The 25,084-nt window shown below is 68.7% G+C and carries 21 protein-coding genes (1 of these 21 cut by a window edge); 12 read left to right on the top strand and 9 right to left on the bottom strand.

What is annotated here, in order from left to right; genetic code table 11:
• The 9 genes from ACWPN8_RS02105 to ACWPN8_RS02065 all read left to right on the top strand — a co-directional run bounded on the left by ACWPN8_RS02105 (window position 1) and on the right by ACWPN8_RS02065 (window position 9,353).
• Window positions 1–1,419, top strand: a complete 1,419-nt coding sequence (locus ACWPN8_RS02105; RefSeq protein WP_492239750.1) for a GAF domain-containing protein — start codon at window positions 1–3, stop codon at window positions 1,417–1,419.
• Window positions 1,416–2,558, top strand: a complete 1,143-nt coding sequence (locus tag ACWPN8_RS02100) for a tetratricopeptide repeat protein (RefSeq protein ID WP_492239749.1) — start codon at window positions 1,416–1,418, stop codon at window positions 2,556–2,558. Before ACWPN8_RS02105 ends, ACWPN8_RS02100 begins: the two co-directional genes overlap by 4 nt.
• On the top strand, window positions 2,555–4,120 hold the full coding sequence (gene pelF, locus ACWPN8_RS02095; RefSeq protein ID WP_492239748.1) for a GT4 family glycosyltransferase PelF: 1,566 nt from the start codon (window positions 2,555–2,557) through the stop codon (window positions 4,118–4,120). The genes ACWPN8_RS02100 and pelF overlap by 4 nt, the downstream gene beginning before the upstream one ends.
• A 1-nt stretch (window position 4,121) precedes the next feature.
• A complete protein-coding gene (pelG, locus tag ACWPN8_RS02090; protein WP_492239746.1) occupies window positions 4,122–5,501 on the top strand; it encodes an exopolysaccharide Pel transporter PelG in 1,380 nt (459 codons plus the stop codon).
• The gene (locus tag ACWPN8_RS02085) at window positions 5,498–5,959 is read left to right on the top strand and encodes a hypothetical protein (RefSeq protein WP_492239745.1); all 462 of its coding nucleotides are present in this window, start codon (window positions 5,498–5,500) and stop codon (window positions 5,957–5,959) included. Before pelG ends, ACWPN8_RS02085 begins: the two co-directional genes overlap by 4 nt.
• An 81-nt stretch (window positions 5,960–6,040) precedes the next feature.
• The gene (locus ACWPN8_RS02080; RefSeq protein WP_492239744.1) at window positions 6,041–6,295 is read left to right on the top strand and encodes a type II toxin-antitoxin system VapB family antitoxin; all 255 of its coding nucleotides are present in this window, start codon (window positions 6,041–6,043) and stop codon (window positions 6,293–6,295) included.
• Between the two features lie 3 nt (window positions 6,296–6,298).
• On the top strand, window positions 6,299–6,688 hold the full coding sequence (locus ACWPN8_RS02075; protein WP_492239743.1) for a type II toxin-antitoxin system VapC family toxin: 390 nt from the start codon (window positions 6,299–6,301) through the stop codon (window positions 6,686–6,688).
• A gap of 257 nt (window positions 6,689–6,945) precedes the next feature.
• Window positions 6,946–8,340 carry a YcjX family GTP-binding protein gene (locus ACWPN8_RS02070; RefSeq protein ID WP_492239741.1) on the top strand — a complete coding sequence of 465 codons (1,395 nt, stop codon included), beginning with the start codon at window positions 6,946–6,948 and terminating at the stop codon, window positions 8,338–8,340.
• Entirely contained in the window at window positions 8,337–9,353 is a 1,017-nt protein-coding gene (locus ACWPN8_RS02065; protein WP_455183538.1) for a TIGR01620 family protein, read from the top strand. Before ACWPN8_RS02070 ends, ACWPN8_RS02065 begins: the two co-directional genes overlap by 4 nt.
• A 117-nt stretch (window positions 9,354–9,470) precedes the next feature.
• On the opposite strand, the gene ACWPN8_RS02060 is transcribed toward ACWPN8_RS02065, so the two are convergent.
• The 8 genes from ACWPN8_RS02060 to ACWPN8_RS02025 all read right to left on the bottom strand — a co-directional run bounded on the left by ACWPN8_RS02060 (window position 9,471) and on the right by ACWPN8_RS02025 (window position 19,865).
• Window positions 9,471–10,001 (bottom strand): arsenate reductase ArsC, encoded by a 531-nt coding sequence (locus ACWPN8_RS02060; protein ID WP_492239740.1) that lies wholly within the window; start codon window positions 9,999–10,001, stop codon window positions 9,471–9,473.
• A gap of 114 nt (window positions 10,002–10,115) precedes the next feature.
• Window positions 10,116–10,814 carry a pirin family protein gene (locus ACWPN8_RS02055; RefSeq protein ID WP_109446071.1) on the bottom strand — a complete coding sequence of 233 codons (699 nt, stop codon included), beginning with the start codon at window positions 10,812–10,814 and terminating at the stop codon, window positions 10,116–10,118.
• 120 nt (window positions 10,815–10,934) lie between these two features.
• Window positions 10,935–12,383: an ATP-binding protein gene (locus tag ACWPN8_RS02050; RefSeq protein ID WP_492239738.1), complete on the bottom strand. Its 1,449-nt coding sequence runs from the start codon at window positions 12,381–12,383 to the stop codon at window positions 10,935–10,937.
• A gap of 92 nt (window positions 12,384–12,475) precedes the next feature.
• Window positions 12,476–13,156, bottom strand: a complete 681-nt coding sequence (locus tag ACWPN8_RS02045) for an RluA family pseudouridine synthase (RefSeq protein WP_492239737.1) — start codon at window positions 13,154–13,156, stop codon at window positions 12,476–12,478.
• 7 nt (window positions 13,157–13,163) lie between these two features.
• Window positions 13,164–13,481, bottom strand: a complete 318-nt coding sequence (locus ACWPN8_RS02040; RefSeq protein WP_492239735.1) for a CcdB family protein — start codon at window positions 13,479–13,481, stop codon at window positions 13,164–13,166.
• Complete coding sequence (locus ACWPN8_RS02035; protein ID WP_109446079.1) at window positions 13,481–13,720, bottom strand: type II toxin-antitoxin system CcdA family antitoxin; 240 nt, start codon at window positions 13,718–13,720, stop codon at window positions 13,481–13,483. Before ACWPN8_RS02035 ends, ACWPN8_RS02040 begins: the two co-directional genes overlap by 1 nt.
• A gap of 142 nt (window positions 13,721–13,862) precedes the next feature.
• Complete coding sequence (locus ACWPN8_RS02030) at window positions 13,863–15,488, bottom strand: fumarate hydratase (protein WP_492239734.1); 1,626 nt, start codon at window positions 15,486–15,488, stop codon at window positions 13,863–13,865.
• Between the two features lie 258 nt (window positions 15,489–15,746).
• Window positions 15,747–19,865, bottom strand: coding sequence for a Pls/PosA family non-ribosomal peptide synthetase (locus ACWPN8_RS02025; protein WP_492239732.1), 4,119 nt, complete (start codon window positions 19,863–19,865; stop codon window positions 15,747–15,749).
• A gap of 723 nt (window positions 19,866–20,588) precedes the next feature.
• Here ACWPN8_RS02025 and ACWPN8_RS02020 point away from each other — a divergent pair.
• Both ACWPN8_RS02020 and ACWPN8_RS02015 read left to right on the top strand, forming a co-directional pair.
• Entirely contained in the window at window positions 20,589–21,368 is a 780-nt protein-coding gene (locus tag ACWPN8_RS02020; protein ID WP_492239730.1) for an SDR family NAD(P)-dependent oxidoreductase, read from the top strand.
• A gap of 52 nt (window positions 21,369–21,420) precedes the next feature.
• Complete coding sequence (locus ACWPN8_RS02015; protein ID WP_492239729.1) at window positions 21,421–22,701, top strand: MFS transporter; 1,281 nt, start codon at window positions 21,421–21,423, stop codon at window positions 22,699–22,701.
• Window positions 22,702–22,708: 7 nt separating this feature from the next.
• Here ACWPN8_RS02015 and ACWPN8_RS02010 read toward each other — a convergent pair whose 3' ends face one another.
• Window positions 22,709–23,191 carry an Lrp/AsnC family transcriptional regulator gene (locus tag ACWPN8_RS02010; protein ID WP_109446087.1) on the bottom strand — a complete coding sequence of 161 codons (483 nt, stop codon included), beginning with the start codon at window positions 23,189–23,191 and terminating at the stop codon, window positions 22,709–22,711.
• A 133-nt stretch (window positions 23,192–23,324) separates the two neighbouring features.
• Here ACWPN8_RS02010 and ACWPN8_RS02005 point away from each other — a divergent pair, with 133 nt between their 5' ends.
• Window positions 23,325–25,084: the 5' portion of a thiamine pyrophosphate-binding protein gene (locus ACWPN8_RS02005; RefSeq protein ID WP_492239727.1), read on the top strand. The gene runs 652 nt beyond the window's last position; only the first 1,760 of its 2,412 coding nucleotides appear in the window; it begins with the start codon at window positions 23,325–23,327; its stop codon lies beyond the right edge, outside the window.

The raw sequence follows: 25,084 nt of genomic DNA, 5'->3' as shown, positions 1-25,084 counted from the left end.
ATGAGCAGCCTGCCGAGCCCATCCATCGCCGACAGCGCTTCGCCCCGCCGCCGGCTCGGCCTGCGGCCGGTCGCCCTGCTGGAGCTGCTGCTGTTCTTCGGCGTGGCGCTGGGGCTGGACGTCTGGCTCGGCGCCGGGCTGCGCTTCGAGGGGGTGCAGCCGCATCCCTTCTGGATCCCGGTCCTGCTGCTGGCGATCCAGTACGGTACCAACGAGGGGGTGCTGGCGGCGCTGGTTGCGTCGGCGGCGCTGCGGCTCGGCAACATGCCCGATGCCGGGATCGGCCAGGACCTCTACGACCATCTCTTCGCCTTGACCCGCGAGCCGATCCTCTGGCTGGTCGCCGCCGTGCTGTTCGGCGAGCTGCGGATGCGCCAGCTGCGCGAGCGCGAGGATCTCCGCGCCGGCCTTGCCGCCGCCCGGCAGGAGGCCGAGGCCATCGCCCGCTCCTACCGCGCGCTGAAATCGGTCAAGGAAAGCCTGGAGACCCGCGTCGCCGGCCAGCTGCGCACCGTCTTCACCCTCTATCAGGCCGCCAAGTCCATCGACCATCTCGACGAGGGCGAGGTGATGCTGGGCATCGCCGACCTCGTCCGCACCGTCATGAAGCCGGAGAAATTCTCGCTGTTCCTGCTGAACAACGACGTTCTGGAATCGGTGACGAACGAGGGCTGGGACGACGAGACCGACAGCTATGCCCGCTGGTTCGACAGCGGCACGCCGCTGTTCCAGACCGTGATCGCCCGCCAGCGCCAGCTTTGCGTCAACCGCGCCGACGACGAGCGCGTGCTCGCCGGCGAAGGCGTGATGGCCGGCCCGCTGATCAGTGCCGACACCGGCGAGGTGCTGGGCATGGTGAAGATCGAAAGCCTGGGCTTCACCGACCTCAGCGTCAACACGGTCGAGAATTTCCGCATCCTGTGCGAATGGATCGGCACCGCGATGGCGAAGGCGCGCCAGTACCGCACCGCCAGCGAACAGCGGGTCTTCACCGACGAGGCGCTTTACTCCTCCAGCTACATCGGCCGGCAGGCGGAGTTCCTCGCCCTGCTCGGCCGCCGCATGGGCTTCGAGACCACCGCCATCACCATCCGCCCGACCGGCCTGTCGCGCCTGTCGGTGGCCCAGCGCGCCGACCTCGCCGCCGCCATCGGCGAGGCGGTGCGCGGCAGCCTGCGCGACACCGACCTCGCCTGCGATTTCGGCCATCAGGGCACGTCCTTCGGCGTGGTGCTGGCCGGCACGCCGCTGGAGGGCGCCAAGCAGGTGGAGGCGAAGCTGGAGCGCGCGGTGCGCCAGGCGCTGCCCGCCGGCCTTTCCACCATCCCCATCGGCTTCGTCACCCGCCGCATCGACCCGCCGGCCCCTGCGGCCGGGCAGAATACCGCCGGGCAAAAGGTCGGGGAGGTCGCGCAATGAGCGGACCTGACTCCACCCAATCGGCTTCCGACCTGTCCGACTCTGCCCCCCTGCTGGCGGGCGAGCGTCCGGCCGCCGACGCGGCGGAACTGGCGGCGGTGGCGCTCGCCGCCGGTCTGCTCGATGCCGCGGCGCTTGCGCCCGGCCTGACCGCAATTCCTCTCGCCGTTCCGCTGGCCGCGGCGCTGCATCTGCTGCTCTGCGCCCTCGTCGGTCTGTGGGTGCGCGGCCGGGCGCTGCGCGGGCGCGACCTGCGGCTGGCCGGGCTGCTGCTGGTCACCATCGTGCCGCTGGGGCCGCTGGGCGCCGCCTGCACGCTGATGACCGCGGCGCTGCTGGCGCTGTTCAGCCGCTATGCCACCGGCTTCCAGGACTGGTACCTTTCGCTCTTCCCCGACAGCGAGACCGGCCCGGCGCAGGAGCTGTACGAGCTGATCGTGACCGGCCGCGAGAACGCCCATCTGATGGCCGGCGACTCCTTCACCGACGTGATGTCGGTCGGCTCGCCGCAGCAGAAGCAGGCGGTGATCGCCCTGGTCGCCCGCCATTTCCGCCCGGCCTTCACCCCCGCCCTGAAGGCCGGGCTGGCCGACGCCGACCCGTCCGTCCGCGTCCAGGCCGCCACCGCCACCGCGCGGGTGGAGCATGAGTTCAACGAGCGCTGGCTGGCGCTCGACCACGCCGCCCGCAGCCGCCCCGACGATGCCGCCAGCCTCGCGGGGCTCGCCCGCCATCTCGACGATTACGCCTTCTGCGGCCTGCTCGATTCCAACCGCGAGGCGGAGATCCGCGACAAGGCGCTGGAGGGCTACCGGCGCAGCCTGGACCTCGCTCCTGACGACGACGGCATCCGCCACGACCTGGGCCGGCTGCTCCTGCGCTGCGGACTGGCGGCGGAGGCGGCGGAAAGGCTGGAACCGATGATCGACCGCACGCCCGACCGCCGCATCCTGTTCTGGTATGCCGAGAGCCTGTTCCGGCTCGGCCGCTTCGCCGACCTGCGGGTGCTGCCGGCCCGGCGGTCCGATTTGCTGGGCGACGGGGCGGAACTGCCCGACACGCTGCGCGACGTCTTCGCCCTCTGGCGCGACGACGTCCCGGCAGCCACCGGCATCGCCGGGCGGGAGCTTGCCGCATGAGCCGCCCCCTGCCCGAAGCGCCCCCCGAAGCTCCCCATGCCCCCAGGGCCGACGTCTGCCTGCTGATGGAGGGATCCTATCCCTATGTCGCCGGCGGCGTGTCGACCTGGACCCATGACCTGATCCGGTCCCATTCCGACCTGACCTTCCACATCGTGGCCCTGGTCGCCGACCGCGCTGCCCGCAAGCTCGCCTATGAGCTGCCGCCCAACGTCACCGGCCTGACCCATGTCTATCTCCAGGACCCGCCGGCCGGCTGGCGCTGGCAGCCCGGCACCGGCCGGCTGCTGAAGGAGCTGGAGAAGCCGCTGGCCCGCCTGCAGCAGGGGGGCGGGCTGGCCGAGGTGGCGGAGGTGCTGCGGCTGCTGGCCCCCCGGCGCGGCCGGATCGGCAAGCGGGCGCTGCTGAACTCCGAGGACGCCTTCCAGATGGTGGTGCGCATGTGCAGGGCCGCCCTGCCGGACGCCTCCTTCCTCGAATATTTCTGGGGCAGCCGGGCGCTGATGAGCGGGCTGTTCGCCACGCTGCTGGTGCCGATGCCGCAGGCTGGGGTCTATCATGCCGTCTCCACCGGCTATGCCGGGCTGTTCGCCGCGCGGGCGCGGCTGGAAACCGGGCGGCCGGCGCTGCTGACCGAACACGGCATCTACACCAACGAACGGCGCATCGAGATCCTGATGGCCGAATGGCTGTTCGAGGGGGCCGACACCTCGCTGGCGCTCGACAAGAAGAAGCGCGACCTGCGCGACCTGTGGCTCGACACCTTCGCCAGCTATTCCAAGGCCTGCTACGACGCCTGCGACCGCATCATCACCTTGTACGGCGGCAATCAGGAGTTCCAGCGCCGCCAGGGCGCCGATCCGGCCAAGCTGCTGATCGTGCCCAACGGCATCGACTATGCCGGCTATTCCCAGGTGCAGCGCGAGTCCACGCCGCGCCCGCCGACCATCGCCCTGATCGGCCGCGTCGTGCCGATCAAGGACGTGAAGACCTATGTCCGGGCGGCCGCCATCCTGCGCGAGGACATCCCCGATCTGAAGGCGATGATCCTCGGGCCGCTGGAGGAGGATCCCGGCTATGTCGAGGAATGCCGCAGCATCGTGAAGCATCTTGGGCTGGAGCAGACGGTGATCTTCGCCGGCCGGGTCAAACTGACCGACTGGCTGGGCAGGATCGACGCCATCGCGCTGACCAGCGTCAGCGAGGCGCAGCCGCTGGTGATCCTGGAGGCCGGGGCGTCGGGCGTGCCGACGGTGGCGACCGATGTCGGCTCCTGCTCCGAGCTGCTGATGGGCCGCCCGGACGAGGTGCCGCCGCTGGGGCCGGGCGGGGCGGTGACGCCGCTGGCCAGCCCGCTCGACACCGCGCGGGAACTGCGCGCCCTGCTGCTCGACCGCGCGTGGCGCGACCGCTGTGCCCAGGCCATCGCCCGGCGTGTCGCCCAATCCTACGACAAGGTCGCCATCGACCGCGTCTACCGTGCCATCTACGACGAGCACATCGCCATGCCGACCCGGCTTTCCCCGGAGCATGACGGCATCGGCCTGAAGGGAGCCGCCTGAGATGGCCGGCATCGGCTTCGCCCTCCGCCGGCTGGCCCGGCGCGACGACCTGCTCGGCGTGTTGCAGGGCTATGCCCATTCCGCCTTCATCACGTCGGGCCCCTGGATGTTCACCATCCTGGCGCTGGCCGGCATCACGCTGTTCGGCCGCGATCTGGTGGGGATGGAGGAGCTGACGCTGTTCCGCGTCGTGGTGATCTACAATTTCTGCTTCTCGGTCGTCTTCACCGGGCCGCTGGTGCTGGTCGCCACCCGCTATCTCGCCGACGCCATCTATGCCAAGGAGGTCGAGGCCGCACCCGGCATGCTGCTGGCGACGCTGGGGCTGGCCTATGCCATCGCCGGGCTGACCGCCGGACCCTTCTATCCGCTGTTCAGCGGGTTGCCGCTGCCGCTGATGCTGGGCGGGCTGGCGAACTTCTTCCTGGTCTGCGGCATCTGGGTGGTGTCGATCTTCCTGTCGGCGCTGAAGGATTATCTGGCGGTCACCGTCGCCTTCGGCGTCGGCATGGCGGCGGGGCTGGCCGGTGCGGTCCTGCTGGGCGGCCGCTTCGGCGCCGCCGGGATGGTCTGGGGATTCTCCGCCGGGCTGGCGGTGATCCAGTTCGGGCTGATCGCGCGGGTGCTGGCCGAATACCCCCATCCGGTCGGCCGGATGTTCGACTTCCTCGGCTATTTCCGCAAATACGCCGATCTGGCGCTGATCGGGCTGTGCGCCAACGCCGCCGTCTGGACCGACAAGTGGATCATGTGGTTCGCGCCGGAACGCGAGCTGGTCTCCGGCGCCATGGCGATCTACAGCGCCTATGACGGCGCCATGTTCATCGCCTATCTGACGACGCTGCCGGCGCTGACCCTGTTCACGGTGAACATCGAGACCCGCTTCTTCGAGCATTACCAGGGCTTCTACCGCGACATCCAGAAGCACGCGACCTACGACCAGATCGCCCGCAACCACCGCGCCATCATCGCCGCCCTGCTCGACAGCAGCCGCAACCTGATCATCCTGCAAGGGGCGGTCTGCGCCGTCTGCATCTTCCTGGCCCCAAGCATCATCGGTGCCCTCGGCCTGCAATACCAGCAGATCGGCATGTTCCGCTTCGGCGTGCTGGGCGCCTTCTTCCAGGTGCTGTTCCTGTTCTGCACGGTGATCCTCGCCTATTTCGACCTGCGCGGGCGAAACCTGACGGTGCAGCTGGTCTATCTGGCCGCGAATGCCGGCTTCACCCTGCTGTTCAGCCGGATGGGCTTTCCCTGGTACGGCTACGGCTATTTCCTCAGCTCGCTGCTGGCCTTCGCGGTGGCCTATCTGATGGTGGCGGACGCGGTGCGGCGGCTGCCCTATTTCGCCTTCGTCGCTAACAACCCGTCGGTGCGATGACCCGCCGCCTCGCCGCCCTGCTGCTGACCGCCCTGCTGCTGCCGGCCGCCGCCGGGGCCGAGGAGGTGCTGCGCACCGACCGCACCCAACCGGGCCATCTGGGTCCGACCTTCCGCGCCTATGAACCGCCGCCGCCCGGCCACGAGCCGCGCCTGCGCCGGACCGAGAGCCGCATCGTCTACAAGCTGCCCAACGGCCTGAACGGCCTCGCCACGCGCGACCGCACCCTGTCGCACCTGTGCCAGCGCGGCGCCTTCCTGCAACAGATCGACGGGCTCTATTGGGCGGCGACGCCGGACTACCGCTATGGGGTGGCCTTTTCCGGCGGCGCCAATCTTGTCGATCCGCAGAACCGCCGTCAGCCCGGCAAGACCTATTTCTTCCGCAACCAGGACAGCCGCTGCGAGGTCTGGATCGGCGACCAGGCGAAGCTGATGCCGCACTATATCGGGGGGTGACCGCGGCCTTGCCGCGCGGTTCGGCCGGGACCACAATGGTTCGCAACGAGCAGCCATGCTGATCTATAGCTGGAGACACCGATGCCCATTCCGGTGAGCGCTGAAACGGAAGTCCTTGCCCGCCGGCTTGCCGCCATTCGGGGGCAGAGCATCGACGAGGTTGTCCGCACCGCCGTTCGCGATGCGCTGGCGCGCGCTGAGCGGCCGGCGCCGTCCGGTCTCACGCCGGACCAGCAGGCCAAGGTCGACCGCATGCTGGCGCGGGTGAAGGCGCTGCCGCCGCTGGACAAAGACCCTGACGCCGTTCTCTACGACGAACACGGCCTGCCTCGCTGAGCCATGGTCGTCGATACCTCGGCCCTGGTTGCCATCCTGAAGGCCGAGCCGGAAGCGGCCGTCTTCCTCGCCAAGCTCGCCAGCGCCACGGTGTGCCGCCTGTCGGCCGCGAATTTCGTCGAGGCCGGGCTGATCGCCAACCGCGATCCGACCGGTTCCCACCGCGAGGCCCTTGAGGAACTGCTGCGGGAGTTCGCGATCCGCATCGAGCCGGTCAGCGAGCGCCAAGCCCGGCTTGCTCTCGACGCATTCCGTCGTTACGGCAAGGGGACCGGACACCCGGCCGGCCTCAATTACGGTGACTGCTTCGCCTATGCCCTGGCTGCGGACACGGGCGAAGTCCTGCTGTTCAAGGGCGATGATTTTCCCTGCACCGACCTTGTGCCGGCATGAGCGGCGTTACCGACCATCCCGGCGTTTTTCATCCCGCCGTTACCTGCCTCCCCGCATCCATGGTAGCGTTCTCGCCGGTGCCCCTTTGCGGAGGTTCCCGCCGATGCCGTCCGGATGGAACAGTGAACACGCCCCCGAAAACTGTTTCACGCCGTTCCAAACGTCGCATCCGGCTCCGCCTCGCATCCCGGCCCCTCGCATCGCGCTTGGCCGACCCCATATAGGGCCGGTCATCGGCCAGACGTGAACGACCGCCCGTGCGTATTCCCGACCTGAACAGCCTCTACGACGCCGGCAGCCGGCTTCTCCTGGAATCGACGGTGCGCGTCGGCGTCACCGGGCTGCGGCGGGCGGGCAAGACCGTCTTCGTCACCGCCATCGTCGACAACCTGCTGAAGAGCGGGCGGCTGCCCTTCATGGATGTCGTCTCGTCCGGCCGGTTCCAGGCGGCGCGGCTGCGGCCGCAGCCCGATCCCGACGTGCCGCGCTTCGATTTCGAAGGCCATCTCGCCGCCTTGACCGGCCCTGACCCCCATTGGCCGGAGCCGACGCGCGGCATCGGCCAGATGCGCGTCTCGCTGCGCTACCGTCCGGATTCGGCGCTGAAGCGCACCGTGCAGCCGATGGCGACGCTCAATGTCGACCTCGTCGATTATCCCGGCGAATGGCTGCTCGACCTACCGCTGCTGCGCCAGAGCTTCGCGGAATGGAGCGCCCAGACCCTCGAACTCGCCGCCCGTCCGCCGCGCGACGAGCTGTCCGCCTCGTGGCGCGGCTGGCTCGCCACCATCGACCCGGCCGCCCCGGCGGAGGAGGAGGCGGCGCGGCGCGGGGCGGCGCTCTACACCGACTATCTCCATGCCTGCCGCCGCGCCGACACGCTGCTCAGCCTGATCCAGCCCGGCCGCTTCGTCGAACCCGGCGACATGAAGGACGCGCCGCTGCTGACCTTCTGTCCCCTGCATGGCAATCAGCCCAACGGATCGAGGGGCCGCGGCAGCCTGTGGGCGCTGATGGAGGACCGGTACGAGGCCTACAAGACCAACGTCGTCCGCCGCTTCTTCGCCGAGCATTTCGCCCGGCTCGACCGCCAGATCGTGCTGATCGACGTGCTGGGCGCGCTGAATGCCGGCCCCGCCGGGATGGCCGACATGAAGCAGGCGCTGGAGTTGAGCCTGGAGCCGTTCCGCCATGGTTCGTCGGGCTGGCTCGACTGGCTGTTCGGCAGCAAGATCGACCGCGTGCTGTTCGCCGCGACCAAGGCCGACCACATCGCCGCCCACCAGCATGCCCAGCTGCGGGCCTTGCTCGACCGGCTGGTCGGCGACGCCCGCAACGCCATCCGCTTCGAGGGCGCCCAGGTCGAGACCATGGCCATCGCCGCGCTGAAATGCACCGAAAGCGTGGTGACGGAGCATGAAGGGCGGCAGCTGCGCTGCGTGCGCGGCGTGCCGGTCGGGCGCGACCGTCCGACCGTGCTGTTCCCCGGCGAAATTCCGGAGGATGCCGAGGCCTTCCCGCCCGGTCGCGACCGCCCCTACAATTTCCTGGCCTTCCGCCCGCCCGACGACCTCGGCCGCGATCCGCGCGGCCTGCCGCACATCCGCGTCGACCAGGCCCTGCAATTCCTTCTCGGGGACTATCTGACGTGACGGAGCGCGAGACCCGCAATGCCTCAAAGGGGTGGGTTCCGCCGATGGAGCTGGAACTCGACCGCGCGGCACCCGTGCCGGCCGAGGAGGAGACCGCCCTCTTGACCGGCTCCGGCGATCCCGCCGACCTGCTGCCGGCCCCGGCCACCCCGGTGCGGACCACGCGCCGGCTGGGGCGCTGGCTGTTCGGGGCGCTGGCGGCGCTGGTTCTGGTGGCGCTGGGCTTCGACACAGCCGACCTGTTGGCCCGCGCCTTCGCCACCAGCCTCGCGCTGGGCGTGCTGGTCGGCCTGCTGGCCGCCACCGCCGGCATCGCGGCCCTGGCGATGCTGGTGACCGAGCTGCTGTCGCTCCGCCGCCTGCGCCGCATCGAGGAACTGCGGGCGGAGGCCGGCCGGCTGGAGCTGGACGCCCCCGGCGGCCGGGCCGACCGGTTCGCCGGATCGCTGGTGGCGCTCTATGCCGACCGGCGGGAGCTGGCCCCGGCGCTGGCCCGCGTGCGCGACCATGTCACCGACGCCCATGACGAGCATGAGGTGGTCCGGCTGCTCGACCGCGAGGTGCTGAGCCCGCTCGACCGCGCCGCCTATCAGCGGGTGCTGCGCGCCTCGCGCGACACCGCCGTCGCCACCGCGCTGAGCCCGGCGGCTCTGCTGGATTTCGCGGTGGTCCTCTGGCGCAACCTGAAGCTGGTGCGGGAGATCGCCGCCCTCTATGGCGCCCGGCCCGGCTATGTCGGCTCGCTGCGGCTGTTGCGCCGGATGCTCGCCAACATCGCCGTCGCCGGGGTGGCGGAAAGCGCCCACCATGTCGCGGTGGAGGCGCTGGGCGGGTCGCTCGCCGCCGCCATTTCAACGCGGATGGGGCAGGGGGTGATCAACGGCCTGCTGACCGCGCGGGTCGGGCTGACCGCCATGCATTTGTGCCGCCCCATCGCCTTCGGCCCGGACAACCGTCCCAGCCTCAACCGCATCAGGAAGGAGCTGCTGTCCCTGCCCAAGCAAGTGCTGTGATACCGTCGGGCGTACGCCCGACGGTATGGGCCGCGACTGCGGCCCCGCAGGTCCATGCCTGCGAAGGCAAGCGGCCGGATGGCCGCGCCCGCCGATTGAGGGCGAGTAAAAGAGCGCTCAGGCGTCGGCCATTGCGTCCGCTTCGGAGCCATGAACGGTGCCGATGGCATGCAGCGAGCTTTGCAGGGTCAGCCGGTCCAGCTGCTCCACCCGCAGGCTGGCGAAGATCTTGATGCGGCTTTCCAGCTCCACATAGGTGCGGCGGAAGGCCATGCGGATGCGGTCCTCCGTCCCGCTGGCGGCCGACGGATCCTCGACCCCCCAATGGGCGGTCAGCGGCGTGCCATTCCACACCGGGCACATTTCGCCCGCCGCCTGATCGCAGACGGTGAAGACGAAATCCAGCGCCGGCGCGTCCGGCCGGGAGAACTCGTCCCAGCTTTTCGACCGCAGACCCTCGGTCGGCAGATTGAAGGCCTTCAGCGTCGCCAGCGTGTGCGGGTTGATCTGGCCCGAAGGGTGGCTGCCGGCCGACCATGCGTTGAAGCGGCCGGCGCCCCACCGCCGCATCAGGCATTCCGCCATGATGCTGCGCGCCGAATTGTGGGTGCAGAGAAACAGGGCGTTGTAGGTTTTCTGCTCGGTCATCGCCAACCCCAGGGTTCGGCCCGCCGGCAGGGTGTCGGCGGGAACGGGACGGCGGCACTGTGCCGTCCGCCCCGCTCCCGGTTCAAATCAAGCTTTTATGTCAAGCCCGACACCTCATGCGAGGTCGAAGACCAGCACTTCGGCCTCATAAGCCCGGTCCAGCGTCACCGCCTCCTCGTTGGACAGGGCTGCGCCGTCGCCGGCCTTCAGCAGGGTGCCGTTCAGATGGACCCAGCCGCGGGCGACCTGGACCCAGGCATGGCGGCCGGGGCGCAGCGGCAGCGTGGCGCTTTCCTCGCCGTCCAGCAGGGCGGCATACAGGTCGACATCCTGATGGATGACGGTGCTGCCGTCACGGCCGTCCCGCGACCCGACCAGCTTCAGCGTGCCGCGCTTCTGCTCGGCCGGGAAGTCCGCCTGCTGGTAGCCGGGCGCCAGGTTGTTGGCCTCCGGCAGGATCCAGATCTGGAGGAAATGCACCGGTTCGGTGTCCGACGCATTGTATTCGCTGTGGCGGATGCCGCGGCCGGCGCTCATCACCTGGACCTCGCCCGGACGGATCACCGACCCGGTGCCGATGGAGTCCTTGTGCTCCAGCGCGCCGTTCAGCACATAGGAGACGATCTCCATGTTGGCGTGCCCATGGGTGGGGAAGCCGGCGCCGGGGATCACCCGATCCTCGTTGATGACCCGCAGGGCGCGGAAGCCCATATGGCCGGGATCCAGGTAGTGGCCGAACGAGAAGCTGTGGTTGCTGTTCAGCCAACCCATGTTGGCGACCCCACGCTCGTCGCGATGGCGAATGGTGATCATGATGAAACCCTCCTTTGCCTTCGGGGTGTGTGCCCTTGTCTGGAGGGGAATTTGGCACCGGACAGCAAATCGAACAATCAGGCGAAATTACACAAGATCGTCCTTCATGGAGCGACAATATCACCCCGCCAGCGGCACGCCCACGGCGAACACGGTTCCACGCCCTTCCACCGACCGCACCGTCACTGGATGCCCCAGCAGCCGGGCCAGACGTTCGACGATGGCGAGGCCGAGGCCGATGCCCTCGCTGCGGTCGCGGTCGGGACGGTCGAGCTGGACGAATTCCTCGAAGATGCGCTGGCGGTCGGGCTCGGCGATGCCGCGGCCGGTGTCGTAGACCTCGATCCACAGCGTGTCGCCACGGGTGCGGCAGCCGACCAGCACGCCGCCGCTCTCGGTGTAGCGGATGGCGTTGGCGATCAGGTTGCGGACGATCCGCTCCAGTAGGGCCGGATCGCTGCGCACGACCGCATCGGTCGGGATGGCGCGGAGCCGCAGCCCCTTCGCCTCCGCCTGTCCGGCGAACTCGGCCTCGAGCTGGTCGAGCAGGGGGGAGAGCGGCAGGTCGGCCGGCTTCGGCGACACCACCCCCGATTCCAGCTTGGAGATGTCGAGGATCGCGTTCAGCAGGTCGCGCATCGACCGTTGCGCCGCCTTCAGGTCGGTCAGCAGGGCCGCCGCCTTGCCGCTCTGCGGCTGGCGTTCCAGCATGCCGGTGAACATGCCGATGGCCTGCAGCGGTTGCTGCAGGTCGTGGCTGGCATGGGCGAGGAAACGGGACTTCGCCCGGTGCGCCTGCTCCGCCGCGGTCTTGGCGGTGTGCAGTTCGGCCGTCCGCTCGCGCACCTGCTGTTCCAGCGTGGCGTTGGCCCGCTCGATGGTTTCCGCCATGCGCAAGATTTCGGTGAACTGCCGGCGCACCTGCCGCGTCATCGGCCGGAAGATCGCCAGCGCCTCCACCGCCAGGATCAGCAGGGTGATCAGCAGCGCCGCCAAGCCCAGCCGGTGCAGGGTCTGGAAGCCCGCCTCGCCCTCCTCCTGGTAAAGGGCGACCATCTCTTCAAGCCGGTCCAGCAGCGGGCCGAGCGCTTGAGCGGTAATGCGGTTGGCTTCGGCGGGGTCCGGCGGCTGGCCGGTGGACGCGGCGGCGATAACGCGGCGCAAGGCGGCGATATGCCCGGTCACCACCGGGTCGAGCGGGTCGGGGCCGCTGAAGAACAGGTCGCGCGGCGGCGGACCCAGCGGCGGGCCTTCCTCCGACCCGGACTGGCCGCTCAGGCGCCGGTGGGTCGCCTCGAACATGCCCGTGGCCTCGTCCAGCCGCTTGGCAAGGTCGGCGCGCACCGCCGGATCGGTGGCGCTCCTCAGCTGTTCCACCAGCAGGGCCGTCCGCTGCGACAGCATGCGCTGGCGGCCGGAGACATTGACGACCTCCAGCATGCGTTCATGCTGGCCGATCACCCGCTCCGTCATGACGAAGCCGGCCAGCGTGCCCAGCGCGATCAAGGTCAGCGCCAGGGCGTAGCGCAGGGTCATCCAACGGGCTGTCGTCGTGCCGATCGGTATCATGCGCTCGTCCCCCGGGCCGTGATCGCCCCAATGCGGTACCGATCATGGGGCAGCCTGCCGCATCGCAGCAAGGCCAGAGCGTGGCGGCGACGCTATGACGCTTCGGTAAAGCCGCAGGCTTCCAGCGCCGCCCGCATGTGGGGCGGAACCGGGGCCACGGCGCCGACCGGATCGCGCTTGGGGTAGAGCGGCAGCGAGATGGCGCGGGAGTGCAGATGCAGCGGCTTGCCGTCCGGCCCGCCATATTGCGGGTCGCCGACCAGCGGACAGCCGATGGAGGCGCAATGGACGCGGATCTGGTGGGTCCGGCCGGTGTGCGGCGTCAGTTCCAGCCAAGTGAGCCCATCGGCCTGCCCGCGCACGACATAATCGGTGACCGCCGCCTGTCCGTCGGGCGAACCGACGATGCGCCAGCCGCCGGTCTTGTTGGACACCTTGGCGAGCGGCAGTTCGATCCGCCCGGACTCCTGGGGCGGCGTGCCGGCGACCACCGCCCAATAGGTCTTATCGACCTTGCCGTTCTGGAACAGGATGCCGATCTTGCGCAACGCCTTGGCATGGCGGCCGAGGATCAGGCAGCCCGACGTGTCGCGGTCCAGCCGGTGGGCCAGCGACGGGGGCTTGGGAAAGCCGAAGCGCAGCGCGTCGAAATGCCGCTCCAGGTTCGGTCCGCCGGCAGGACCGGCATGGACCGGCAACCCGGCGGGCTTGTCGAGGATCAGCATCAGCCCGTCGCGGTACAGGATGCGGTCTTGGATTTGGGTGGGTGTCACGGGCTACTCATCCCCAGGCACGGGAAATCAAAAGGTCGATGGCGGCGATGATGCGGTCGCTGTCGTCGGCGAGGCAGCAGACCCTCTCGCCGAGTTGGTCCATCGGAACGGAGGCGAGCTGAAGCGGGTTCAAAACGACGCCATGGCCCTCGATCTCGAACTTCGGGGTCAAGGAGGGTTCCGTGCACTGGAGCTTGTCAGCCAGCAGCAGCGGCGCGACCACCCTGCGTGCCGATGCGTCGAAACGCTGTGACTGGACTATCACCAGATACGGTATGCCCGAACGCATTGCTGTTCGGTTCCGATGAACATCGAATTGAGCCATCACAGGTGATCGAGATGTTCATCGGCGAAGGAGCCGTATCTGGCGTCGAACTCGTTCAGCGCCTTGATCGTGGCATCCAGGCGACGCTCACGATCCGCCTTCGCCACCTCGTCGGCCAGCATCTTTTCGACTCGTTCCGACAGGTCGCCGGGAAGGGACTGGGCGCGTTGCAGGATGTCCTCGTCCAGCGACAAGGTGATGTCCCGCTTCGGCGCACGCCGGTCATAGACACCGTCCATTGCACAGTCCTTCCCGATCCCGATGCCCCGATCCCGATGCGATGAAGATAGGCGCCCCAGGTGCCATCCCGCAAGCGGGCAGGGAAAAGGGCGCGGTGCCTCCTGCAAGGCGCCGCGCCCCTTCACGTCCTGTCAGACAGGGTCAGGCGAGCTTCAACTCCTTGAAGAAGTCGTTGCCCTTGTCATCGACGATGATGAAGGCCGGGAAGTCCTCCACCTCGATGCGCCAGATGGCTTCCATGCCGAGTTCGGGATACTCGACGCACTCCACCTTCTTGATGCAGTCCTGGGCCAGACGGGCGGCGGCACCGCCGATGGAGCCGAGATAGAAGCCGCCATGCTGCTTGCAGGCCGCCGTCACTTCCGCACTGCGGTTGCCCTTGGCCAGCATGACCATGGAGCCGCCCGCCGCCTGGAACTGGTCGACGAAGCTGTCCATGCGGCCGGCTGTCGTCGGCCCGAAGGAGCCCGAGGCGTAGCCTTCCGGCGTCTTGGCCGGGCCGGCATAGTAGATCGGATGGTTCTTGAAATAGTCCGGCAGCGGCTCGCCGGCGTCCAGGCGGGCGCGCAGCTTGGCGTGGGCCAGATCGCGGGCGACGATCAGCGGGCCGGTCAGCGACAGGCGGGTGCGGATCGGATACTGGCTCAGCGTGGCGCGGATCTGTTCCATCGGCTGGTTCAGGTCGATCCTTACGACGTCGTCCGACAGATGCTCGTCACCGATCTCCGGCAGATACTGGGCCGGATCGGTCTCCAACTGCTCCAGGAAGATGCCGTCCTTGGTGATCTTGCCCACCGCCTGACGGTCGGCCGAGCAGGACACGCCGATGCCGATCGGCATCGAGGCGCCGTGGCGCGGCAGGCGGATGACGCGGACGTCGTGGCAGAAATACTTGCCGCCGAACTGGGCGCCGATGCCCATGTTCTGGGTCAGCTTGTGGACCTCGGCCTCCATCGCCAGATCGCGGAAGGCGTGCGCGTCCTCGCCGCCCTCGGTCGGCAGATTGTCGAGATAGCGGGCCGAGGCCAGCTTCACCGTCTTCAGGTTCTGCTCCGCCGACAGGCCGCCGATGACGATGGCGAGGTGGTAGGGCGGGCAGGCCGAGGTGCCGAGATAGCGGATCTTGTCTTCCAGGAACTTCAGCAGCCGGTCGGGCGCCAGAACCGACGGGGTGGCCTGATGCAGGAAGGTCTTGTTGGCCGACCCGCCACCCTTGGCCATGAACAGGAACTTGTAATAGTCCTCGCCCTCGGAATAGATGTCGATCTGCGCCGGCAGGTTGTTGCGGGTGTTCTTCTCCTCATACATGGAGATCGGCGCAAGCTGGCTGTAGCGCAGGTTGCGCTTCAGGTAGGCGTCGCGGGCCCCTTCCGACAGGGCGGTCTCGTCACCGCCCTTGGTCCAGACGCGGCGGCCCTTCTTGCCCATGATGATGGCGGTGCCGGTGTCCTGGCACATCGGCAGGGTGCCGGCGGCGGCGATGTTGGCGTTCTTCAGCAGGTCGAGCGCCACGAAACGGTCGTTGGCCGACGCTTCCCCATCGTCCAGGATCTTGGCGAGCTGGGCCAGATGGCCCGGCCGCAGCAGATGGTTGATGTCGGAGAAGGCAGCCTCGGCCAGCAGGCGCAGACCTTCCGGCTCGACCTTCAGGATCTGCTCGCCGTCGAACTCGACGACCGAGACGTGATCCGAGGTCAGCTTGCGGTAGGTCGTGTCGTCCTTGGCGAGCGGAAACAGGCCGCGGGCTGAGGCGATGTCGTCGGGCATTGGGGCGTTCCTTCATGACGATCCAACGGCCGCCGTTCGCCTCCGCAGGGCACAAGGCCCGGCCGTGCGCGCGAAGGGGGCAGGCCGCGCTCGGCCCCCCTTATACACCGCTCCCGCGCGGAGACAACCACCGGCAGGAGTAACAGCGCGCGACGGTTTGTCGTCAGATGACTGAAGGGCCGAAGACAGGCAAAAGAAAAGGCCGGTACACCGCAATGGTAATACCAGCCTTTTCTTCCACTCACTGACGCCGGCTGTTTACGCCGCCGCCCTCACCCGCTTGTCGACCGCCGCATGGGCCTGCGGTGCCGGTTCGGCCGGGGCGCCCACCCACTCGCCGTGGGCGGGGATTTCCTCGCCCTTCATCACAAGCGTCAGCGGGCCCAGGCGGGCGAAGTCGCCGACATGGGTGTCATAGAGCACCGTGGCGCCGGCCCCGACGGTGACGCCGGTCCCGACCGACACCCGGCCGACCTTCATCACACGGTCCTCGTACAGGTGGGTCTGCAAGGCCGACAGGGCGTTGATCGCGCTATAGTCGCCGACCGACACGCAGTCGAACTCGGTGATGTCGGTGGTGTCCATGTAGACGCCCTGGCCGAACTTGGTGCCGAACAGGCGCAGCACCCAGGGCAGCATCGGCGTGCCGCGCAGATGGTCGAGCAGGACCTTGCCGGCCAGACCCCAGTACAGCACGGCAACCGCCTCGGTCCGCATGGCCCACCAGGACCACATCGGCTTCATGGTCGGGGCGTAGCGGCCCATCAGCAGCCATTTCACCAGCGCCACCACCAGCACCATCGCCACAGGGATGGCGACGCTGACCGCCAGGAACTGCCAGGCGAAGGCGCCCCAGCGCTGGTCGAGAATGGCGGGGGCGAAGAACTCCACCGCGAAGGTGCCGAAGGTGATGAACAGCATCGACGGCATCGACAGGCTGAACGCCTCGAACACGGCGCGTCCCAGACGGCGGGCGCGCGACGGCTCGAAGGTCCAGTTGGCCGACACGTTGTCGAACTTCTGGCGCACCGGCAGCTTGATCGGCGGGCTGCCGAACCAAGTGTCGCCGGCTTGCATCTCGGCGTTCGCCGGCGGCTTGGACTTGATGCCGATCAGCGTGCCGGTGGGGATGGAGGCGCCCGGCGGCACCACGGCGTCGTTGCCGACGAACACGCGGGCCTCGGTCTTCACCGGTTGCAGATGCATCCAGCCGCGGCGGATGTCCTCGTCGCCCAGCACCACCTCGTCGGCGATGAAGCATTTCTCGCCGATCTCCACCAGATCGTAGCGGCCGGCGAGGTTGGTCGAGATCTCGGCGTCGCGGCCGATCTTGGCACCCATCAGGCGGTACCAGGCCCGCATGTAGACGGTGGCGTACAGCGAGCTGAGGGTTTCCAGCATCACCTCGGTCGCCAGCGCCACGACCCATTTGCGGACGTAGAACCAGCTGTGGACCGAGTAGGAGCCGGCCTCCACCTTCGGCAGCACGATCCAGCGCATGGCGGCGATCAGCAGCACGGTGAAGGCCACCAGGAACATGGCGGTCGGCCATGCGATGGCGGGGACATAGTAGAGGTAGTTGACCTTGAACACCCCGCCCATCCAGGCGTCGAGCTTGTCGAACAGGTAGAAGGCCGGGAAGATCGGGATCAGCGCCACCGGCGGCAGGCCGACCAGGGCGACCAGATAGATCAGCGTCTGGGCGGCGCGCTTGACGATGCCGGCGCGCGGCTCCTCGGGAAGGGCGGCGCGGTCGACGGTGCCGACCTTGCGGGCGGGCGAACCGTCCCACTGCTCGTAATCGCCGGTGTGGGTGCCGGCGGCGAGCGCGGTCAGGTCGGCCAGCTCGGTGCTCTTGCCGACGACGGCATCATGGCCGATGACGCAGGAAGTGCCGATATAGGCGTCGTCGCCGATCTCGATGGTGCCGATCACCAGCTCGTTGCCGATCACCTCGGCATTGGCCATCTTCACCTTGCCGCCGGTCGAGGCGCCGCGGCCGATGCTGACCAGATCGATGGCGCCGGATTCGAACTCGCCGATCATCGCATCGGCGCCGACCTTGGCGCCGAGCGCGCGCAGGAGCAGCCGCATCACCGGCGACCCCTGGAACCATTTCAGGTGGACCAGCGCGATGAAGCGCTGGGCCAGCCACCAGCGGTAATAATAGACGCCCCACAGCGGGTAGCGGCCCGGCTTGGTCCGGCCGATGATCAGCCATTTCGCCGCGACGGCGATGGCGACGGTGGCGATGTTGATGACGACGTAGACGCCGAACATCGTGGTGATTTCGCCGAGGATCCCGGCATCCTCGCCCGACAGCAGCATGTAGCTGACGAACACGCCAAGCCACTGCACCGTCATCAGCGCCAGGATGATCGGCAACGCCGCGGCCTGGGCCAGGCCGCACAGCAGCCGGCGGGCCAGCGGCGGCGGATCGAAGGACAGGTCGGCCGGCTTGGCGCCGTGACCCGCCGGAGCCTTGGCATCGAGCCGTTCGGCCATCGCCCGCAGCGTGCGGGCGCCATAGACGTCCTGGAGGGTCAGGCCGGACAGCCCGGCGGTCTCGCGCACCGCCGAAACGAAGCGCGCCGCCAGCAGCGAATGGCCGCCCAGGTCGAGGAAGAAGTCGGCCTCCAGCGGGATCGACTGGCCGGGGAAGACACGGCGGGCGGCCTCCAGCAGCGTCGCCTCGGTCGGGCTGCGCGGCTCCTCCTGCTCACCCGCACCGGCATCCTCGGTCAGGGCCATCGCCTGGAGCGTCTTGCGGTCGGCCTTGCCGGAGGTCAGGCGCGGCAGTTCCGCCACCTGCTCGTAGTGCGCGGGCACCATGTAGGCGGGCAGCTGCGCCCGCAGCGCGTCGCGCAGCGCCGTCTTGTCGAGGGAGGCGCCGGGCTGCGCGACCAGGAAGGCGACCAGACGGTCCAGCCCGTTGTCGGTACGCAGGACCACCGTGGCCTGGGCGACGCCGGCCAAGTCGGTCAGCTTCGCCTCGATCTCGCCCAGCTCCAGCCGGAAGCCGCGGATCTTCACCTGATCGTCGATGCGGCCATGGAAACGCAGGTTGCCGTCGGCATCGACGCTGACCGCGTCGCCGGAGCGGTAGAGCAGGGGATCCGGATGTGGGCTTGGCGTACCGGAGCGGAACGGGTTGGCGATGAACTTCTCCGCCGTCAGCTCCGGCCGGCCGAGATAGCCCTGGGCGACGCCGGGGCCGCCGATCAGCAGCTCGCCCTGGGTGCCGGGGGCCACCGGCTGCAACGCCTCGTCCACCACATAGCAGGTGTAGTTGGGGATCGGGCGGCCGATGGTGACGGGGGTGTCGGGATGAACCTCGGCCACCGTGGCGACGACGGTCGCCTCGGTCGGGCCGTAGCTGTTGAACAGGCGCCGGCCCGGCCGGCACCAGCGCGACGCCACGGCCGGCGGGCAGGCCTCACCGCCCAGGATGACGACGCGCAACGAGGGAATGTCCTTCGGCAGCATCGCCAGCAGGGTGGGGACGGTGTCCAGCACAGTGACGCCGGCCTCGGTCAGCACGTCGGCCAGCCGGTCGGCCTCGTCCAGCACTTGGCGGCTGGCGACCCACAGGGTGGCGCCGGCCAGATAGGGGACGAAGATCTCTTCCAGCGACAGGTCGAAGGCCACCGACGCGCCCTGGAACGCCACATCGTCGGCGGTGATGCCGTAGACGCTGTTGGCGGCGCGCAGGTAATGGCAGATGTTGCGGTGGCTGATGACGATGCCCTTGGGCTTGCCGGTCGAGCCCGAGGTGTAGATGGCGTAGGCCGGGCTGTCCGGCGTCACCCCGTCGGCCCGCAGGTCGAACGGCTCCTCGCTGTCGCTCAGCACATCGCCGATGCGCAGGACCTGGACATCGGCGCCGCTTGCCGCCAGCGTCGCCGCCTTGGTGCCGGTCACCAGATCGATCAGGATCGCCGGGGCGGCGCAGTCGGTCAGGCTGACCGCCACGCGCTCCGCCGGGGCATCGGCGTCGAAGGGCAGATAGGCCGCACCGGCCTTCAGGATGCCCAGCAGCGCCACATGCAGGTCGAGCGACCGCGCCATCCACAGCCCGACGAAGCAGCCAGGGCCGATCCCGCGCGCCCGCAGGCCGCGGGCGACCCGGTTGGCGCGCGCATCCAACTCGGCATAGGTGACGCGCCGGCCTTCATAGACGATGGCCGTACGGTCCGGATGCGCCGCAGCGGTCGCCTGCGGAATGTCGGACAGCAGTTCGTCGCGCAGAAGGGACGGGTCGACCCGGCCGCTCAGCGTCGGGACCGTCGGAGTTGCGGTCCACGGAGCGGAGATCGTCGATTGACCGGCCGGGGAAACATCGGTCGGGCCGTTGGCCCGCGCAGTCAGCAGAGTCACGCTGTGTCAGCCTTCCAAAAGGAATCAGCGCGGTGGCGCCAAACGGACCCGATCGGCATACGGTCCCGGCGGTCGGCTGAACGCGGCAATCGGCCGCTCTCAAGTTGTGGCGCTTTATGGTTAACGAATGCTTGCTGCTCGGCTTGCCGGCACCCGTACCGATGGGAGATGACAAGTCTTGGGCTGCCCAAGCGCTGCGAAAGCAACATTCGCCCAACCGAAAGAAAGTGGAAGACCCGACTGCGCCGGATACATGCGGTTACATGAACGGGCATGGTCGCGCCTTCATGATCCGTTGCGCGGCAAGGGTCAAGCTTATCCTTGTGAACCTGAATCGAAGGGTAGGGTCCTGTGTCGGGGCCATCACATGCCCTGCCGAAGGACCCGCGGACCGGTGATTTGCGGCGTGGTGGATGCCATGCGCAGTTCCGGTTGCCGCTGTTGGGCGGCGTCGCAACCAAGACCAGAATAAGCCTCCCGACTGGGTGGGCGTTCACGGTCCGTCGCCGCCTGTTCCCGCGGTTCCCGTCCGTTCCGCGCAGATGTGGTGTCGATTGCGGCGTTGCGCCATTCGGGCGGCGCATGGCTGGGGCTCCGGGAAACCGGGCTCGTCCGTCGTTTTCATTATGGACATCATCAAAATCAAAATTGATTATGATCGTCATCAATGGCGCCCGGCACCGGCCGGCGCGCACAAGCCGGACCTAAAGACAGGAGAGGGCCATGAGCGCTGCGATGAACACGACCGGTGCGGACATGAGCGGGCGGGTCGCCCTGGTCACCGGCGGCACGTCGGGGATCGGGCGGACGACGGCGCTGGCCTTTGCCGGTGCGGGGGCGACGGTGATCGTCACCGGCCGGCGCGAGGCGGAGGGGCTGGAGACGGTGGAGCTGATCGGCCGGGCCGGCGGCATAGGCCAGTTCGTGGCCGCCGATGTGGCCGACGGGGCGGAGGTCGCCGCCCTCTTCGAGCGGATCGAGCGCGACCACGGCCGCCTCGACGCTGCCTTCAACAATGCCGGCATCCATCAGGTCGCTCCCGTCACCGATATGGACGAGGCCGACTTCGACCGCGTCCTGACCGTCAATGTGAAGGGCGTCTGGCTTTGCCTGAAGCATGAACTGGCGATCATGCGCCGTCAGGGCCGCGGCGCGGTCGTGAACACCGGGTCGGTGCTCGGGCAAATCGGCATGGCCGGCAACGCCGCCTATTCCGCCAGCAAGGCGGCGGTGGAGGGGCTGACCCGCACCGCGGCCATCGAGGTCGCGTCCTTCGGCGTGCGTGTCAACGCCGTCTGCCCGGCGATCATCCAGACGCCGATGACCCAGGCGTCCTTCGGCGGTGCCGAGCAAGTGGAGGCGGTGATGGGGCCGCGCCATCCCGTCGGCCGTGTCGGCCGTCCGGAAGAGGTCGCCGCGGCGGTGCTCTGGCTCTGCTCCGACGCCGCCGGCTTCGTCACCGGCCAGTCGATCAACATCGACGGCGGCGTGACCGCTCAATAACCGGCTCCACCAACAGGGCCCATAGCAAGCCAGTCCCCGGAGACCCCAGCCGATGCTGTCCACCCCCCTCGCCGCCGCCCTGGCGCGGCGCGACATCCATTATGCCTGGGTCGTCGTCGCCGTCACCTTCCTGTCCATGCTGGTGTCGGCCGGGGCGGTCGGCGCGCCCGGCGTCCTGCTGCTGCCGCTCCAACGGGAGTTCGGCTGGGACACCGCCGACATCTCCACCGCCATGGCGATCCGCCTGCTGCTGTTCGGGCTGATGGGGCCCTTCGCCGCCGCGATGATCAACCGCTTCGGCGTCCGCCGCATGGTGCTCTCCTCGCTGACGCTGGTCGGCGGCGGGCTGCTGGCTTCGCTGGCGATGCGGGAGGTGTGGCAACTGATCCTGCTGTGGGGGTTCGTCGTCGGCTTCGGCACCGGCCTGACCGCCATGGTGCTGGGCGCCACCATCGCCACCCGCTGGTTCGTCGCCCGCCGCGGGCTGGTGATCGGGCTGCTGACAGCCAGCTCGGCCACCGGGCAGCTGGTCTTCATGCCGCTGCTGTCGATGCTGACGGAGGCCTATGGCTGGCGCACCGCCATCGCCCTGCTGTGCGGTCTCATCGCCGTGGCCGCCCTGGCGATGCTGGCGCTGATGCGGGACCGCCCTGCCGACCTCGGCCTGCCCGCCTTTGGCGAGGTCGGGGCCGCGGCTCCTGCCGCCCCGGCCGGCGCCATCCTGTCGGCCGCGCTGGGAGCGTTGCGCGACGCCGCGGGGACGCGGGCCTTCTGGGTTCTGTTCGCGACCTTCTTCATCTGTGGTGCCAGCACCAACGGCCTGATACAGACCCACCTGATCCCGCTCTGCGTCGATTTCAGCGTGCCGGAGGTGCAGGCCGCCGGCCTTCTGGCCCTGATGGGCATCTTCGACTTCGTCGGCACCGTCGGGTCGGGCTGGCTGTCCGACCGCTACGACAACCGCTGGCTCCTGGTCTGGTATTACGGCCTGCGCGGTCTGTCGCTGCTCTATCTGCCCTATTCGGACTTCACCCTCTACGGCCTGTCGGTCTTCGCCGTCTTCTATGGGCTGGACTGGATCGCCACCGTCCCGCCGACCGTGCGCCTCACCGCGGAGCGCTTCGGCCGGGAACGCGCCAATCTGGTCTTCGGCTGGATTTTCGCCGGCCACCAGCTGGGCGCCGCCACGGCGGCCTTCGGCGCCGGCCTGTCGCGCACCGCGTTGCAGACTTATCTGCCGGCCTTCGCCACCGCAGGCGCGCTGTGCCTGCTCGCGGCGGTGCTGGTTCCGCTGGTCGGCAGCCGTGCCAAGCCGGTTGCGGCAGCGGACTGATGCGGCCTCATTCCCCCAGATGCTCCAGCGGCAGGGCGGTGCGGTAGCGCACCTGTTTCAAGGCGAAGCTGGAGCGGATGTTGGCGACGCCGGGGATGCGGGTCAGGTGCTCCTTCAGGAACCGCTCATAGCTGGCGAGGTCCGGCACCACCACCCGCAGCAGGTAATCGGCGTCGCCGGTCATCAGGTAGCATTCCAGCACCTCCGGCCGTGCCATCACCGCCGCCTCGAACCCATCCAGCCGCGCCTCGACCTGCCGTTCCAGGCTGACGCTGACGAAGATGTTGACCGGCAGGTCGACGGAGGCCGGATCGACCAGCGCGACATAGCGGGCGATCACGCCCGCATCCTCCAGCGCCTTGACCCGGCGCAGGCAGGGGGAGGGCGACAGGCCGACCCGCTCCGCCAGTTCGTTGTTGGGCAGCCGGCCGTCTTGCTGAAGGGCGGACAGAATCTTGCGGTCGATGCGGTCGAGGGGCTGTTTTGGCATGAGATGCCGTTTCCCGTTTTATCCTGGCATCCGATGCTAAAGCGCAACCGCGACCGCCGCCACTTCGCAAGCATCTGCCGGATCACAAATGATAGGCTGCTCCAATCATAAACCTGCGTTTGGGAGCAGAACCATGACCGCGAACCAGCCGTCCCCCGCCGATCTCGCCTGCCTGGCGGAGCTGGAGCGCAAGGTCCTCTGGCTTGCGTCCTGGACCATCCACAACGCCAACCATGTCCGCCCCAACCTGGACGGGATGAAGATCGGCGGCCACCAGGCCTCCAGCGCCTCGATGGCGACCATCCTGACGGCGCTCTATTTCTCGGCCCTGCGGCCCGAGGACCGGGTGGCGGTGAAGCCCCACGCCAGCCCGATCTTCCACGCCATCCAGTATCTGCTGGGCAACCAGACGCGGGGGAAGTTGGAGAATTTCCGCGGCTACAAGGGCGCCCAGTCCTACCCGTCCCGTACCAAGGACGTGGACGATGTCGATTTCTCCACCGGTTCGGTCGGGCTGGGGGTGGCGCAGACCCTCTTCGCCTCGCTGGTCCAGGATTATCTGAAGGCCAAGGGCTGGGCGCCCGGCCTGCCGGAAGGCCGCATGGTCTCGCTGGTCGGCGACGCCGAGATGGACGAAGGCAACATCTTCGAAGCCCTGCAGGAGGGCTGGAAGCACGGCGTGCGCAACACCTGGTGGATCGTCGACTACAACCGCCAGAGCCTGGATGCGGTGATCCGCGAAGGGCTGTGGGAGCGGCTGGAGAACATCTTCCGCGCCTTCGGCTGGGACGTGGTGATCCTGAAATACGGAACCCTGATGCAGGAGGCGTTCACGGAACCCGGCGGCGAGCGGCTGCGCCACTGGATCGACAGCTGTCCGAACCAGCTCTATTCGGCCCTGACCTATCAGGGTGGAGCGGCATGGCGCCGTCGCCTGATGGACGATCTGGGCGACCAGGGCGACGTCACCCGCCTGATCGAGCGCCGCAACGACGAGGAGCTGGCCCGGCTGATGGGCAATCTCGGCGGCCATGACCTGCCGTCGCTGCTGGAGGCCTTCGCCCGGGCCCGCACCCATGACCGGCCGGTCTGCTTCATCGCTTACACCGTCAAGGGCTTCGGTCTGCCGCTGGCCGGTCACAAGGACAACCATTCCGGCCTGCTGACCCGCGAGCAGATGGACGGCTTCCGCACCGCCAACAGGGTCCGCGAGGGTCGTGAATGGGACCGCTTCGAGGGACTCTCGCTGCCGGACTCCGCCCTGGAGGATTTCCTGCGCCGCGTTCCCTTCGCACAGAAGGGCCGCCGCCGCTACGAGGCACCGGCGGTCGCCGTGCCGGCCGCGCTGGCGGTGCCGACGCAGAAGAGCCTGTCGACCCAGGCCGCCTTCGGCCTGACCCTGAACGAGATCGGACGGGAGCGCTCGCCGCTGGCCGAGCGCATCGTCACCACGGCTCCCGACGTCACCGTGTCCACCAACCTCGGGGCCTGGGTGAACCGGCGCGGGCTGTTCGCCAAGAGCGAGCTGGCCGACCTGTTCAAGAAGGAGCGCATCCCCTCCACCTACAGCTGGGAATTCTCGCCGAAGGGCCAGCATCTGGAGCTGGGCATCGCCGAATCCAACCTGTTCATCCTGCTGGCGGCGCTCGGCCTGTCGCACAGCCTGTTCGGGGAGCGGCTGCTGCCGATCGGCACCGTCTACGACCCCTTCATCATGCGCGGCGCCGACCAGTTGAACTACGCCTGCTACCAGGATGCCCGCTTCATGCTGGTGGCGACCCCGTCCGGCATCACGCTGGCGCCGGAGGGCGGGGCGCACCAGTCCATCGCCACGCCGCTGATCGGCATGGCCCAGGATGGGCTGGCCTATTTCGAGCCGGCCTTCGCCGATGA

The organism is Azospirillum sp. UENF 112521, assembly GCF_058780665.1.
The sequence above is the reverse complement of the archived record's forward strand: the minus strand, read 5'-3'. Positions and strand labels throughout refer to the sequence as shown.

Bases quoted from the DNA above. Each gene is read 5' to 3' on its own strand.
- ACWPN8_RS02030 (WP_492239734.1), bottom strand. From the start codon at position 15,488: ATGCCCGACGACATCGCCTCAGCCCGCGGCCTGTTTCCGCTCGCCAAG.
- ACWPN8_RS02050 (WP_492239738.1), bottom strand. From the start codon at position 12,383: ATGATACCGATCGGCACGACGACAGCCCGTTGGATGACCCTGCGCTAC.
- ACWPN8_RS02080 (WP_492239744.1), top strand. From the start codon at position 6,041: ATGCCCATTCCGGTGAGCGCTGAAACGGAAGTCCTTGCCCGCCGGCTT.
- ACWPN8_RS02105 (WP_492239750.1), top strand. From the start codon at position 1: ATGAGCAGCCTGCCGAGCCCATCCATCGCCGACAGCGCTTCGCCCCGC.
- ACWPN8_RS02035 (WP_109446079.1), bottom strand. From the start codon at position 13,720: ATGGACGGTGTCTATGACCGGCGTGCGCCGAAGCGGGACATCACCTTG.
- ACWPN8_RS02060 (WP_492239740.1), bottom strand. From the start codon at position 10,001: ATGACCGAGCAGAAAACCTACAACGCCCTGTTTCTCTGCACCCACAAT.
- pelF (WP_492239748.1), top strand. From the start codon at position 2,555: ATGAGCCGCCCCCTGCCCGAAGCGCCCCCCGAAGCTCCCCATGCCCCC.
- ACWPN8_RS02020 (WP_492239730.1), top strand. From the start codon at position 20,589: ATGAGCGCTGCGATGAACACGACCGGTGCGGACATGAGCGGGCGGGTC.
- ACWPN8_RS02100 (WP_492239749.1), top strand. From the start codon at position 1,416: ATGAGCGGACCTGACTCCACCCAATCGGCTTCCGACCTGTCCGACTCT.
- ACWPN8_RS02075 (WP_492239743.1), top strand. From the start codon at position 6,299: ATGGTCGTCGATACCTCGGCCCTGGTTGCCATCCTGAAGGCCGAGCCG.
- ACWPN8_RS02085 (WP_492239745.1), top strand. From the start codon at position 5,498: ATGACCCGCCGCCTCGCCGCCCTGCTGCTGACCGCCCTGCTGCTGCCG.
- ACWPN8_RS02010 (WP_109446087.1), bottom strand. From the start codon at position 23,191: ATGCCAAAACAGCCCCTCGACCGCATCGACCGCAAGATTCTGTCCGCC.
- pelG (WP_492239746.1), top strand. From the start codon at position 4,122: ATGGCCGGCATCGGCTTCGCCCTCCGCCGGCTGGCCCGGCGCGACGAC.
- ACWPN8_RS02040 (WP_492239735.1), bottom strand. From the start codon at position 13,481: ATGGCTCAATTCGATGTTCATCGGAACCGAACAGCAATGCGTTCGGGC.
- ACWPN8_RS02015 (WP_492239729.1), top strand. From the start codon at position 21,421: ATGCTGTCCACCCCCCTCGCCGCCGCCCTGGCGCGGCGCGACATCCAT.
- ACWPN8_RS02055 (WP_109446071.1), bottom strand. From the start codon at position 10,814: ATGATCACCATTCGCCATCGCGACGAGCGTGGGGTCGCCAACATGGGT.